We start from the raw sequence: 13,775 nt of genomic DNA on the forward strand, positions 1-13,775 counted from the left end.
TTACTCTCTCATCCTAAAAACTCACTTTTACCCACAATTTTGAGAGGTCATGATGTGAAGCATAACTATGCTCTCCTTAAGATTTTCATAGCCCCGCCATAGAGTCATAGCCCCTGGTAAATTATCACTTTTTCTATTCATAAATCCACCTAATTTTCCTAACCAAATAATAGCTTGTTTTATGTTTGGAGGTTCTTCTGGTAATGTAGCTACTTTATGCTCACGTATGAAAAGGGCCTTCCACTCTTCATTGCTTAAAATTTTAGTACAGGTTTCCATGGGATTTGATAAAGCGACTTTTGTTAAATATAAAATTTTAAATGCAATAATGCTCTTTATAGCAATTAATTTCTGTAGCCTTTCCTTTGTAGTTAAACGAGAGCTTTCTATTTTACATCCTGATTTTAAAACCCTGAAATACTCCTCAATTTTCCATCTTAGCTTATACCAATTTATCCTTTCTATAGCATCTAAAGTGCTATTAACTGGTACATTAGTCAACAAAGTCCAATCAATAGCTTCCAATCCTTCAGGAGGATTTGTTTCTTTTGCACTTACCACATATACAGGGATTTTATCACTTATTTTATGCACTCTGTCTTTTGATCCATAAATTGAAGAAGATCTGATAGGTATATAGCCTTTCATATACTTAACTTCAATATTAGCTTTCCTTGATCTTTGGTTTCTACCTTTATTAACTTCTAGAGAAATTTTCTTCTTTACTGGCAGTTGAGTGATGCGTGTTTGCAAATCTGTTTTTCCAATTTCAGTGCAGATAAATCTTCTATTAGTTCGATTACGGATTACATAAAAACTACCTAATGTCTCAGTGATCCATAAAAATTTGAAGATATCTGCCTCTCTATCACCAAGGGTAACAAGTTGTACATTTGCAGGAAGGTTGTTTATGCTTTCTTTGAGAGCTGTTATCCACTTATAACTTTCTTTTTCTTCTATGGAGGTACGGTATTTCCTGTTTGCTTTTTCTTGTGACGTTTCTTTTTCCCTAATAGAACGTGCCCAACATTGTTGAGAAGATAGACCTAAAGGTAATCCGTCTTTGCTGACTATTAAGGCACTGTGCAACAGTAAACCCATTTTATGCTTCGTATAAGCTTTAGAAATACTACCTAGCCTCTTGGTTTTTATATGAGAGTCAAAATCCAAATAACTTGTATCTTGAACTGAAAAAACAAACTGATTTCCTTTCATTCTCTCCATAGTTTCTTTGTAATGGGAAGAATAAATTTCCTTATCCTTAAGCTTTTCATTGCTAAATAATCTGTATGCACCCTTAGCTTCTTTCCATCCACTACAGCTTTGATTAATTGATCCAGACGCCTTACCCTCTATACAATAGCCTGTTTTAATAAGTCTCTTATTAAGTCTTGTATCTCCTAAATTAACGTGTTTTAACTCTCTTTCCAGCCATTTATCCCCTAAGCCATCAGTATATTGCACATTTGTACTTACTTCACTCATTTTAATCCCAAATTTATTTGGTATCCATTTTACTCGCTTTTTTATTTGTGGGTAAAAGTGAGTCCTAAAAATTGGCGTTCTATACTGTATTTAAACATTTTATAAGCCCGCTTCAGCTTATATTAGGTAGAAATTGTTGTGAAGACATAAAGTGCACATAGCGGAAAGATTTATAAGACGCCAACTGTATAATACTTTTGTCGTTTAATCTGAACAGATTGAAGGTAATAAAACACTTTGAATTTTATAGTAAGGAAGCTGAAAGATTTGTCAAGTAGTTTTCTTATCTTTTACAGGCATAATTTACATGCTACAATCAAATTTTCATAACTGGTGAATAAAAATGCAAAGAGATAAAATTAAAGTAGAAATAAAAAAGTTATCACATGGCAAAAGCTTGCCTCTTCCCTGTTATGCAACTATGCAGAGTGCTGGCATGGATCTTTATGCTGCATTGGACGACTCTGTTATTTTAAATCCACTTGAAAGGTTACTTATTCCAACTGGCATTGTAATTGCAATACCAAACGGTTTTGAAGGACAAGTTCGCCCACGTTCTGGGCTTGCTGCAAAACATGGAATCACTGTCTTAAATTCTCCGGGCACTATAGACTCCGATTATCGAGGTGAAGTTAAAGTTTGCCTAATCAATCTAAGTAATCAGCCATATGAAATAAAAAGAGGAGATAGAATTGCACAAATTCTTATCACTCCTGTACCTGAGATAATTTGGAACAACATAGAAGAATTCTATGCAAAAGAAACTGCTCGCAATGAAGGAGGCTTCGGCTCAAGTGGTAGATAATTTATTGTTTATAAGTTGACAATAATAATTCTTTACATACAACTTTAATTAATTTAAATGAGGCAATTATGTTAATTTTTAAAAACCACCGTGGCCAGCTCCACAAAACAAATACTGCACTTTTAGTACTTACTTCTCTGTATGTTATAGGCGCAGCAGTAGCACTTTCATCACCATATTTGATGTCTTCAACTTATATACTTGCTCCACTTGCAGCTTTTGCAGCTACACCACTTGGAATGAGTGTTTTAGCATTTGTTACTGTTGCACTGATTAGTTTAGCAATATATTCCTTCATGAAAAATAATGAAATATCTGAACTTAAAGCTCCGAGAATTGTTGCTGGTAGCTCTCAAAGATACCTGATGTTGCAGGTAACAAATAAAGATCTTGAATTTATTGAAAAGAACTATAAGAACGAAAATGGTGAATATACTATAGATTTTACTAACTCAAAAGGCGAAGTATTCAAAGCTGAGAGTTATGGTCAGATCAGATATATTGGTAATCCTGATCCAATCTTGCTTGGCAACACTAAACTCCTTGATATACATCAGCTATACAAGAAGAAAGGGGATAGTACATTTGAACAGATAAATTGTGGACAGGAGTTAAAAACGTTAGGTTTAAACGTTGAAGAAAATAATGTTCAAGAACTAACCATCGAATTTGTGCCAAGCTCAATTGTTAAGTCACCAAAAGTTGAACACGAAAAGCCAGAAAGATTATTAATCAGCCAAGTATAAAAGGAATAAGTCTTCCCTTCATTTTTTAGTGTTAATGACTTAAACTTATTGTAGAAACTGTCTCAAAAAATAGATATTCACATACTTGTAAGAAATTTGCTAAGGATTTTTATTTAGTCTGACTGCATCCTTTACCTTATCTAACAACCCATTAATAAAGCCAATTTTGTTTGGAGCATCAAGTAAATCAGATGCAATGTTAGTATATTCATTAATAACAATTGGTGCTGGTGTATCAAAATCAATTAACTCACATACTGCAATACGCAAAATAGATAAGCTTATAAGATTTAATCGTGAAAGTGACCAGCTTGGGTGTAAATAAGACTCTATTATTTTATCATATTCTTCACTGCTTTTTATAACCTTACATAACAAGTTTTCTAAGAACTGATGTTCAAATTCTTCACATTCAAATATATCTTTCAACGTACTTATGTAGTCCTTAAGCTCACAATTTTCCAATTTAAAAGTGCTTTTGTTGTAACTTACAAAAATATTTGAATAAGCAATTTGTACAGCAAGAAATCTTGCCGTACTTCTTTTTATGCGCCACTTTTTATCTACTGGTTTTTCCTCCATTATTTTAATTTATTGTGTAGATCTATCATATGCAAAACAGTTGAGGCTGCATGGCCACCAACGTTCTTTTTATTTTTGTCAGCTCTAATTAGTGCTTTATCTTTGCTGTCAGCGGTAATTACGCCCATACCAAGGGGTATTGCATAATGCATAATAACTTCATTTAAGCCTTCGATTACTCCTTTACAAACGTATTTATAATGATCAGTTTCACCGCGAATCACGCACCCAAGAGCTAAATAACCGTCATAATTAGCATTCTTGCTTTTTACTGCAAAGAGAATTGTAGCTGGTATCTCAAATGCACCAGGAACTTCAATTATGTCATAGCTTGCATGACTTTCTTTTAATCTATCGACTGCACCTTCAAGCAAAAGGTTCGCTATTTCGGTATAATAAATTGAATTAACTATTAGTATTTTCGACATTTATCCCGACTTTTCTTGTTAAGAAGAACTTTATTAAGTATTGTTGAACCAGAGTTATAATATTACTAAATATCCAATATATTACCAGGCCGGCAGGAAAAGAAGAAAAAATAAAGACGGAAATGTAAGGTAAAAACTTCATAACATTTACTTGAATATCATCTTTACTGGTTTGATCTTTCTCACTTAGCTTCTGCTGAATTATCATGGTAGCGCCGAAAATTATAGGTAAAATGCCTATAGAAATAGGAAAGTTATAATTAAACAACCCAAATAATGTAAAAATGTTTGTTGGATCAGAAGCTGAAAGATCCTTAATCCATAAATAAAAAGGGGCGTGTCTCATCTCTATAGTAACAAATAATACTTTATACAGAGCAAAAAATACTGGTATTTGTATGAGCATAGGGAAAATGCTCGACATTGGATTTACATTGTTTCTCTTGAACAACGCAATTGTCTCTTTGTGCTGCTTTAAGCTGTCATTTTTGTACAACTCTTTTATACGAGTTAATTCAGGCTGCAGGCTTTTCACCTTGAACATCGAAATATATGATCTATTAGATAAGGGAAGCATCAAAAGTTTGATTACTAAAGTTAGCAATAATATTGCTAAGCCAAAATTTTTCAAAACAAAGTTAAAATATTCAAGCAGTAAAAACACCGGCTTGGTTATAAAATAAAGAACACCAAAATCTACAGCCTTATCAAACAAAGGTATATTGAGAGTGTCTTTATAAGAATCAAGTAAATTCAATTTCTTTGCCCCAGCAAAAAAGTAGTTCAGAGTAGAAACACTTGCACCAGGGAGTATGTGTTTGTAAGGTTTAACAAAATCTACTTGAAACTTATCAATGTTATTAACATTCGTATGCTTAATACTTACATTTATTTGATCAGATTTTTCAGGTATGATAGCTGTAAACCAATATTTATCAGCAAAACCAAACCAACTTTTTTCACTTGTGCTGGCCTTTATTAAACGTTTCTTGGAAATATCCTTATATGTCCACTCCTCTAGTTTATTGTTAAATGCACCTAGTACTCCTTCATGTGATATCCAATAGGATTCGTTAATATTATCACGTTTACGATTGATTTTACCATAGGGAACCAAAACTACATTATCTTTTGTATTGTTTTCAATAATTTGCTCAACTTTAAACATGTAGTTATCGTCAAGGCTAATTTTCATTCTAAATAAAATGCCATTTTCATTATCCCAAAATAAATTGACCTCTTTTTGATTGAGTTTATCTGCTTGCCATACTGTTTTAGAATCTGGAACTTTAATCTTTTCATTCGGATCGAGCCACCCAAATTCTGCGAAATATACATCTTTTGATTCTGCAGGTGACAGTAACACCACTTGTGGAGAAGAAGAACTCGGTTCTAAGTGGTAGTTAGTTAAGATTAAGTCATCAAACCTTGCACCTTTCAGAGAAATTGATCCTTCAAGCATGTTATTGGTTAAATTAACTCTCTGTTCTCTAGTAGAATTAATAATTTCAGAACGATTTTGGTATATCATAGGAGCAAGGTTGTTAGAAGATTCGATATGTTCAATATTTTCAATCGATGGTTGGCTTTGGCTCGTGTTAAGAAAATTATCATAAATAATATGCCATAATACTATAATCAATATAGAAAGAATTGTTGCTAAAATTAAATTTTTTGCTTCTGACATGAAATTAAATCGAACATACCTCCTTAAAGTATATATTAAATATTGTACTAAAACAATAAAATTTACTTATTTTTAATAATAGCTTTTAACGCTAATCTTAAAAATTTACTCTTATGGCTTCAAATTTTAATAATATGAATGCAGCAAAAAATCTAGTTATTTGGCTACTGATAATAGTCATTACTGCAATGTTTATTGATTCACAAGGGGATAAACTAAGCAATAGGTTTCTGAGCACTTTTCTACCGTACAAAGGAAGGGTTCAAAATGGCGGAAGTATTGAATTTACAAAGTCATACGATGGACACTTTTATATTCAAGCTCAAGTCAATGATCGTAATATAACGTTTTTGCTTGATACCGGAGCAACTGATATTGTTCTATCGCAAAAAGATGCGTTACATGCTGGTATTAACTTACAAAACATTCAAGACTTTAAAATATATGAAACTGCAAAAGGTCAAATAAAAGCTGGTGTTGTTCACATCCCTCAAGTTAAAATAGGAAATTTTTTAATTAATGATGTACACGCTAGTGTTAATACTCACTCTATGTCCCATTCATTACTTGGTATGAGCTTTTTGAGATATTTTCATTTCACTATTAGGGATAATAAGCTAATATTATATCGTAGTTAAACGTTCTATACTCTACTTATCAACGCTCTGCAGGTCAATATAGGAGCAGAGATAAATATTGCGGAACAGGTGCCGATTGCAATGCCAAAAGAAATGATTAAGCAGAAGTCTCTGACCACACCTGTACAAATCAGCACTAAAGGAAGAGCAGCAAGAAGAGTAGTACCTGAAGTTAACATAGTACGAAATAGTGTAGAATTAATGCTAGCATCAACTATTTCATCCATTTCTACATCTTTTCTATTTTTTTTATACTCTCGAATCCGATCGTATATAACCACTGAATTATTGATTGAATAGCCAATCACGGTAAGTAGAGCTGCAACTGATGAAATATTAAACTCAATACTCGTTAAGCTGATAAAGCCAAGAGTTAAAATCACATCATGGATCAGTGCCATTATTCCACCAAGTCCATACTGCCAGCTAAATCTAAGCCAAACATAAAAAAATATTCCAATAATTGCAATTAACATGGCTGATATCCCTTCAAATATCTGCGTTGAGCCTATTTGTGGACCAACATAATCTATTTTACGATAAGTTACTAAATTACCTAATTTGCTTTCTAATATACTTTTAACCTTTTTAATTTTATCTTCATCTCCCTCATCTTTAAACCGCACAACTAAGTTATCACCAGCTTTTGAACTCTGTATCGTAAATCCACTCTCTTTTAATATACCGAGAATAGCATCATCCTTGCTTGAAGATTTTATCTCTATCAAAATTCCACCTGTAAAGTCTATACCCAAATTCATTCCACGCAGCATAAAAGTAAGCATTGAAAAAATGATAAGAATAACGCTAACAAGTGCTGTCAAATTTCTATATTTACTAAATCTTATATCAAGATTATCTGGAATAAGTCTAATTGCCATATTTCCTACTTAAATTGTGATTTTATATACTTTTTAAGCAATCGACTAGCTATTTTCTCTTAGCTTATACTAATAATGATCTTTGATTTACTTAATCTACTTGAAAAAGATATTTGATCAAAAAAAATGAAAACAGCCTGGTTGTCATTAATAAAGTGCTACTTAAACATCTTTTTTAATCGATTGATTTCATCAGCAAATTTTGGGTCAGTTCTTATGAAATTTTCCACTTGTTTGACTGCGTGTATAACAGTAGCATGATCTCTACCACCAAAATTTCTTCCAATATCTGGTAAACTTTTTTGCGTAAACTTCTTTGCAAAATACATAGCTATTTGTCTCGGCCTCGCAAGACTGCGGAGCCTTCTATTAGATTGCATATCTGCAATCTTTATATTGAAAAATTCAGCTATTTTTTTCTGTATTTCTTCTATTGTGATTGACCTATGATTTGACCTAAGAAGATCAATTAGGGTCTCACTAGCTGATTCTACTGTCATGCTTCTTCCAATTAAAGAGGTATGAGCAACCTTATTTAATGCTCCTTCTAGTTCTCTTATATTGGATTTTATATTCCTTGCCAAAAATTCTAGGACATCCTTTGGAACATACATATTCATTCGTTCCACTTTCGCCTGCAATATACCAAGTCTTAATTCAAAAGTTGTTTCATTAATATCTGCAACTAATCCCCAACCAAGTCGTGATTTTATTCTTTCTTCTACTCCATCAAGATCACTAGGAGACCTATCAGCTGATATAACCAATTGTTTATTTTGGTCTATCAATGCATTGAAAGTGTGAAAAAATTCTTCTTGTGTACTATCTTTACCACTGATAAATTGCACATCATCTACCATCAATACATCTACTGATCTAAATTGCTCTTTAAATAACATAATATCTTTGCTCCGCAGCGCCGTAATATATTGATACATAAATTTCTCTGCTGATAAATATACCACTTTTCTTTTTGCTGACGGAGAATTAACTATGTCCCAAGCTATAGCATGCATTAAATGTGTTTTACCAAGTCCCACTCCACCATATAGAAATAAAGGGTTGCTTCCTGATATTGGATCTATAGATTCCGCTACACGCTTTGCCGCTGTAAATGCTAACTCATTTGACTTTCCTACCACAAAATTATCAAAAGTGAATCTGGTATCTAGTGGTGAACCAAGATTATGATTATTTTCCTCTCTATTTTTTAGTATCGTATTAGAATTTGAATTTCTTTCTTCAATTAATTGAATATCAATAGAACATACACTTTGATCTTCGCTTTGCCATAATGACAATATTTTTTCCATGTAGTGAACTGTAATCCACTCCTTTATAAATCTTGTTGGTACAGACAACAAAACTTCTCCATTTCTGTTGCTGATAAATCTTAGTGAACTCAGCCAGCTGTTATATGTTGCTTCTCCATAGAGATTATGGAGATAATTTTGGATTTTTTCCCAAGTAACATTGTGGTCCGTTACTGTAATAATCTGATCAAAAAACATAGTAAAAACCTTAGGGTTAGTTAAGTTCATATACCACACCAAGAAAGAACAATAATTAGAAAGATGCAAGATAATCAATAGCTTACTGTAAGATAAAAAGCTAAACTACTTAATACATATCTAAAATTATGAGGATTTTTTGACGAGTTGTAAAGAGTATAAAAGCACTAAAATTGATCATTTTTTTGAAATAAAAACAATCAATTTGTAAATGTCGCTTGTACCGAGGATTAGAAGTATGTTATTAAAAAATAGTAATATATTATGTATAAATAAGATATTAAATTTACTGATAAATAAGTAAAGTACTTGCATAAATATAGCTGATTTAGTATAAATTTATTGAAGTAAATTTGTGATTATATTAAGTAATTTGAGTCATAATACTGTATTCGGTATTGAACTGGAGTTTTACACTGAGGGAATAAAAAAAGAATATTTATTTCTGAATAGCATCAAAAATAAAATAGCTTCTCTTGGATTTTTTTGTGAGAAAGAGAGTTCTTTAAACCAATACGAGATAAAAAGTGATTGTTATACGAGTCCTGATAATTTAATTATGCATTTTGAGTTAGTAAAAAAATTACTGATTGGAACAGCACAAGAGTTCGATGGTAATGTTTCTTTTAAAGCAAAACCTTATTTGGATAGAGCAGGCAGCGCACTAAATGTACATGTTAGCCTCATGGATTCAAATAATAATAACTTATTTTATGGCAATAAGCAAAAATATAGTGACCACCTGATTCACAGCATAGGTGGATTATGTGCAATGATGAAAAAACATATGTTGTTTTTTGCTCCAAATGATGATTCATATTTAAGATTTCAGTACCCAGATATTCATACTCCAACTACGATTAGTTGGGGAGTGAATAACAGAACTGCTGCGATAAGAATTCCCTATTTTGGCAACGATTCCAAAAGATGCCGCCTAGAGCACCGTGTTCCTGGAGCAGATTGTAACCTTGAAAAAGTACTCACAGCAATAATTGAAGGTATAGTTTTTGGTATAGAGAACAAAATTGCTCCGCCAAATAGAGTGTATGGCATTGCATCTGATCCTCAATATAAGATGGAGAGTTTGATATAGCAACTACCTGTTAAACCCTAACCCATTAAACTCCTTTGAGGTAATTGGCCATTCTAGCACTTTCCTCACATCATTATTTACATTCCCATACTGTAATAGCAAGTCTGCAGCAGATAGTTTCTGCGTACTTTTAGATGATCCAAGCCCTATATTGGTAAGGTTGCTCGGTGGCTGCTCAGGAAGTGGATTACCAAGTGCATCCATGTGTTTAGGTAAAGGTTCCATAACAATATTTGTAGCACTAGAAACGAAATGACTATCTGTAGTATCAGCACTTTTAGAAAGTGAATTACCTTTGAAATCCATATGTTTAGGTAGTCCATTTTTCATTTCTTCTTCTGCTCTTTTATTTTTTAATTCTTCTTCTAGCTCAGTTTCAGTTCTTTTTGGTTCTTTTACGGTATCTTTTTCTTCACCTTCATCAACACTGCTATACCCTTCATCTTCTGACATATCATCAGTTTTAACAGACTTAGGTCTTGCTTTATTAAGCAATGAAAGTAATGCGTAAGTAACTGCAGCAGCAGTAACTATAATGGCTATCTTTGCAGCAATGTGAATCATTGTTAAAAATACTAAAGTTGATGAAACACCAACCAACCCAGATACGATCGCTTTATTCTTGCCTTCTATCACACTTAAAACTGCTACCACAATAATCCCTCAAGTACCATACTAAAGTCATATTATATAGAAATTTTCTTACGCTTGCAAAACTGTAAAAATTTTAATCATTTACATAAAGCTATATGAGGATTAATTAATATATAATTTATCTTAGCTATAATATGATATAAATACGTATAATGTTTGGCATGAAAAGCTTACTTGTAGAGAGGAATAGAACAGTAATATTATTGCTTATCGTGATTTTTACCTTCGGCTCATACACTTATATAAAGATGCCAAGAGAAAGCAATCCTGATATACAGATTCCTATAATTAGTGTATTTGTCGGGTTTCCTGGTATTTCTGTCGAGGATAGTGAAAAGCTATTAGTGCTTCCTATAGAAAATGAACTAAGATCCATCGAAGGTGTAAAAGAATTGAGAGCTTTTGCAACTAATGATGGTGCTCACATGATAATCGAATTTAGAACAGAGTATAATAATAAAGAAGTGCTCGATAATGTCCGTTCAAAGCTTTTAAACATAAAATCAAAATTACCTATTGAAGCAGAATCTCCGATAATCAATGAAATAGACTTGAGCTTATTTCCGATACTAAACGTTGGCTTGATTGGTAATTTGCCGGAAAGAACTTTAACTGAAATAGCACGCAAACTAAAGAAAGAAATAGAATCTCTGCCAAATGTTCTTAAAGTTGAAGTAGCAGGTATGCGTAAAGAAACAGTGGAAGTTATAATTGAGCCCACAGTTCTAACAAAATATAACATTCAATCAAATGAGATATTTCAAGCTATATCAAACAACAACAGATTGGTAGGAGCCGGATCACTAGAAAATGATACCGGTAAATATTCGATTAAAATATCAGGGTTATTAAAAGACATAGAAGATATTATGAATATTCCTATTAGATCTCAAAGTGATGCAGTTTTGAGAATCAAAGATATAGCAAAAGTATACCTTGGGTTTGAGGATCACCAAGGATTTGCTCGTATTAATGGACTACCTAGCATTGTACTAGAAATTTCAAAACGTAATGGAAAAAACATAATAGACACGGTAAATCAAGTAAAATACTTAATGGACAAAGCAAAAGATCAATTACCTGAAAATTTAAAAGTAGTTTATTTGAATGACCAGTCAAAAAATGTACGTGATGTGCTTGACGACTTGGAAAATGGTATAATATTTGCCGTATTACTAATATTAACCATAATAATGCTCTTTATGGGAACAAGGGCTGCTATTCTTGTTGCACTATCAATACCTGGCTCCTTTCTAATAGGAATAATGGCTCTTTACCTCATGGGTATTACTCTAAATATAGTTGTGCTCTTCAGTTTAATTATGGCAGTTGGCATGCTGGTTGATGATGCAATTGTAATCAGCGAATATGCTGATAGAAAGATGATTTGTGGCATGGATAAAGTAGAAGCCTTTTGCACCTCAGTTCATGATATGTTCTATCCAGTTTTATCATCAACATTGACTAAATTAGCAGTGTTTTTCCCTCTGTTACTCTGGCCCGATACAGTCGGTAAATTTATGCAGTACATACCAATTACAATAATTCTAACTTTAACTGGATCGCTAATTATGGCTTTGGTTTTTATACCAACACTTGGTGCAATATTTGGTAAACCTTCCATAACTTCAAAAAAAGAAATAATAAGAATGAGTGCTATAGAAAGTGGTGAGATAAAAAATACTGGGCTTATAATAAGAACTTATGTACGTATGTTAGAGAAAGTCTTAGATCACCCCAAAAAATTTGTATGTGTTGTTGTGTTTGTTTTATTTTTGTCTAGTATATTATATTTTACTTTTGGTCCTGGATTAAAGTTCTTTCCGAATGTAGATTCAGATAACATTTTAATCAGCGTTAAAGTAAAAGAAAGCTTATCAGCCAAAGAACGAGATTTGATACTTAAGAAAGTAGAAGAACGTATTTTGGGTGTTGAAAAGGAAATTTATGTTTTTTATGCTCGATCAGGAAAATTTTCAGACAACGTTATTGCCAAAATTCAATTGGAACTTGTAGATTGGCGCTGCAGGCGCAAAGCTACGCAAATACTAAATGATATAAGGAGTAGTGTACAAAACATAAAAGGAGTAATAATTGATGTACAGGAACAAAAGTCAGGACCATCAGCTGACAAGCCAATACAAATTAACTTAAGCGGAAGTGCATCCAACTTGAATTCAGTAGCAGAGAAAATCCTAAAAATTATGGACCAACCTTCATCTGGATTTATAAATATTCAAGATAGTAGATCAGCACCTGAAATAGAGTGGAATATGAGTATTGATAAGAGTAAGGCTACAAGCTCTGGAGTAAGTGTTGCAACCATCGGTGATTTTATAAAGATGGTTACAAATGGAGTATTAATTGGAAAATATAGACCAAATAACGCAGATGAGGAAATTGATATTGTACTACGCTTTCCCAGAAAGAATCGCAACATGAAAACTATAGATAACCTTTTTATTAATACAGCAAATGGACCATATTCTATGAGTAGCATAGTGAAATACGTTCCCGAAAAAAAGGCAAATAAACTAAGTAGGATTGATGGATCACGCACAGTAACAATCTCTGCTGACGTTGATACTGGCTATCTTGTTGATGAAAGAGTTAAGTTCATTCAAAATTCGATTACTCAAGACTGTAGTAAAGGAGTAAAGATTGATTTCAAAGGTGATAAGGAAGATCAACAAAAATCAGGAGCATTTTTATTAAAGGCTTTTATATTAGCAATTACATTGATGATATTGGTGCTAGTGGCACAGTTTAACAACATATACTATACATTTATCGTAATGACAGCAGTGTTTTTATCAACAACATGTGTATTTTTCATTTTCTTTCTTATTCAGAAAGTTTTTGTAGTTGTCATGTGTGGAGTGGGGATAATTGCTTTAGCAGGAATTATAGTGAATAATAATATACTATTGCTTGATGCCTTTCATCAGCAAATTAAGGTGCGCAAAAATAACATTAAGCAATGTATAATAAACGCTTCAATTTCTCGCATCAGGCCAATACTACTTACCGTTGCAACTACAGTTCTTGGTTTAATACCGATGATTACTAGGTTAAATATCAGTTTTTTTACGCTACAAATCACATATGATGCTCCATCAAGCCAGTGGTGGGTTGATATTTCAGCAACCATAGCAAGTGGAATATTGGCTGCAACGGTCTTAACTTTATTCTTTACTCCGGCATTGCTTATCATACAAAGACATGAAAAAACTTGACTTAAATTAGCAATCATTTAACATTTAAG

Annotated in this window: 12 protein-coding genes; 5 read left to right on the forward strand and 7 right to left on the reverse strand. The window is 32.6% G+C overall.

Translation table 11 applies throughout. The features are described 5' to 3' along the window. Positions 1-27: 27 nt before the first annotated feature. On the reverse strand, positions 28-1,485 hold the full coding sequence (locus tag ABWU28_RS02180; protein ID WP_353275143.1) for an IS4 family transposase: 1,458 nt from the start codon (positions 1,483-1,485) through the stop codon (positions 28-30). A gap of 343 nt (positions 1,486-1,828) precedes the next feature. Here ABWU28_RS02180 and dut point away from each other — a divergent pair, with 343 nt between their 5' ends. Together dut and ABWU28_RS02190 are read left to right on the forward strand one after the other, a co-directional pair. Then, on the forward strand, positions 1,829-2,290 hold the full coding sequence (gene dut, locus ABWU28_RS02185) for a dUTP diphosphatase (RefSeq protein WP_007302799.1): 462 nt from the start codon (positions 1,829-1,831) through the stop codon (positions 2,288-2,290). 68 nt (positions 2,291-2,358) lie between these two features. Beyond that, positions 2,359-3,036 (forward strand): hypothetical protein, encoded by a 678-nt coding sequence (locus ABWU28_RS02190; RefSeq protein ID WP_214303363.1) that lies wholly within the window; start codon positions 2,359-2,361, stop codon positions 3,034-3,036. A 99-nt stretch (positions 3,037-3,135) separates the two neighbouring features. On the opposite strand, the gene nusB is transcribed toward ABWU28_RS02190, so the two are convergent. From nusB to yidC, 3 genes are read right to left on the reverse strand one after another with little or no spacing between them, the layout of a single operon-like run. Further along, on the reverse strand, positions 3,136-3,618 hold the full coding sequence (gene nusB / locus ABWU28_RS02195) for a transcription antitermination factor NusB (protein WP_006014794.1): 483 nt from the start codon (positions 3,616-3,618) through the stop codon (positions 3,136-3,138). Continuing rightward, positions 3,618-4,046 carry a 6,7-dimethyl-8-ribityllumazine synthase gene (locus ABWU28_RS02200; RefSeq protein ID WP_052264871.1) on the reverse strand — a complete coding sequence of 143 codons (429 nt, stop codon included), beginning with the start codon at positions 4,044-4,046 and terminating at the stop codon, positions 3,618-3,620. Before ABWU28_RS02200 ends, nusB begins: the two co-directional genes overlap by 1 nt. Further along, positions 4,024-5,733, reverse strand: a complete 1,710-nt coding sequence (yidC, locus tag ABWU28_RS02205; RefSeq protein ID WP_353275513.1) for a membrane protein insertase YidC — start codon at positions 5,731-5,733, stop codon at positions 4,024-4,026. Before yidC ends, ABWU28_RS02200 begins: the two co-directional genes overlap by 23 nt. Before the next feature lie 113 nt (positions 5,734-5,846). Between yidC and ABWU28_RS02210 the strand changes: the two genes are divergently transcribed. Continuing rightward, positions 5,847-6,371: a TIGR02281 family clan AA aspartic protease gene (locus ABWU28_RS02210; protein ID WP_007302795.1), complete on the forward strand. Its 525-nt coding sequence runs from the start codon at positions 5,847-5,849 to the stop codon at positions 6,369-6,371. Positions 6,372-6,376: 5 nt separating this feature from the next. Here the strand turns inward: ABWU28_RS02210 and secF are convergent, their stop codons facing one another. Together secF and dnaA are read right to left on the reverse strand one after the other, a co-directional pair. After that, on the reverse strand, positions 6,377-7,252 hold the full coding sequence (gene secF / locus ABWU28_RS02215) for a protein translocase subunit SecF (protein WP_353275514.1): 876 nt from the start codon (positions 7,250-7,252) through the stop codon (positions 6,377-6,379). Between the two features lie 158 nt (positions 7,253-7,410). Then, positions 7,411-8,793, reverse strand: a complete 1,383-nt coding sequence (dnaA, locus tag ABWU28_RS02220) for a chromosomal replication initiator protein DnaA (RefSeq protein ID WP_213863681.1) — start codon at positions 8,791-8,793, stop codon at positions 7,411-7,413. Positions 8,794-9,118: 325 nt separating this feature from the next. Here dnaA and ABWU28_RS02225 point away from each other — a divergent pair, with 325 nt between their 5' ends. After that, positions 9,119-9,856 carry a glutamine synthetase gene (locus ABWU28_RS02225; protein WP_007302792.1) on the forward strand — a complete coding sequence of 246 codons (738 nt, stop codon included), beginning with the start codon at positions 9,119-9,121 and terminating at the stop codon, positions 9,854-9,856. 3 nt (positions 9,857-9,859) lie between these two features. On the opposite strand, the gene ABWU28_RS02230 is transcribed toward ABWU28_RS02225, so the two are convergent. Next, complete coding sequence (locus ABWU28_RS02230; RefSeq protein WP_007302791.1) at positions 9,860-10,510, reverse strand: hypothetical protein; 651 nt, start codon at positions 10,508-10,510, stop codon at positions 9,860-9,862. A 161-nt stretch (positions 10,511-10,671) separates the two neighbouring features. Here ABWU28_RS02230 and ABWU28_RS02235 point away from each other — a divergent pair, with 161 nt between their 5' ends. After that, entirely contained in the window at positions 10,672-13,746 is a 3,075-nt protein-coding gene (locus ABWU28_RS02235; RefSeq protein WP_353275516.1) for an efflux RND transporter permease subunit, read from the forward strand. Positions 13,747-13,775: the final 29 nt, after the last annotated feature.

This window comes from Wolbachia endosymbiont (group B) of Pilophorus perplexus (genome assembly GCF_964028155.1).
Taxonomy (GTDB): Bacteria; Pseudomonadota; Alphaproteobacteria; order Rickettsiales; family Anaplasmataceae; genus Wolbachia.

Coding starts and splice junctions, on each gene's coding strand:
- secF (WP_353275514.1), bottom strand. CDS start 7,252: ATGGCAATTAGACTTATTCCAGATAATCTTGATATAAGATTTAGTAAA.
- dut (WP_007302799.1), top strand. CDS start 1,829: ATGCAAAGAGATAAAATTAAAGTAGAAATAAAAAAGTTATCACATGGC.
- nusB (WP_006014794.1), bottom strand. CDS start 3,618: ATGGAGGAAAAACCAGTAGATAAAAAGTGGCGCATAAAAAGAAGTACG.
- ABWU28_RS02235 (WP_353275516.1), top strand. CDS start 10,672: ATGAAAAGCTTACTTGTAGAGAGGAATAGAACAGTAATATTATTGCTT.
- dnaA (WP_213863681.1), bottom strand. CDS start 8,793: ATGAACTTAACTAACCCTAAGGTTTTTACTATGTTTTTTGATCAGATT.
- yidC (WP_353275513.1), bottom strand. CDS start 5,733: ATGTCAGAAGCAAAAAATTTAATTTTAGCAACAATTCTTTCTATATTG.
- ABWU28_RS02180 (WP_353275143.1), bottom strand. CDS start 1,485: ATGAGTGAAGTAAGTACAAATGTGCAATATACTGATGGCTTAGGGGAT.
- ABWU28_RS02200 (WP_052264871.1), bottom strand. CDS start 4,046: ATGTCGAAAATACTAATAGTTAATTCAATTTATTATACCGAAATAGCG.
- ABWU28_RS02190 (WP_214303363.1), top strand. CDS start 2,359: ATGTTAATTTTTAAAAACCACCGTGGCCAGCTCCACAAAACAAATACT.
- ABWU28_RS02210 (WP_007302795.1), top strand. CDS start 5,847: ATGGCTTCAAATTTTAATAATATGAATGCAGCAAAAAATCTAGTTATT.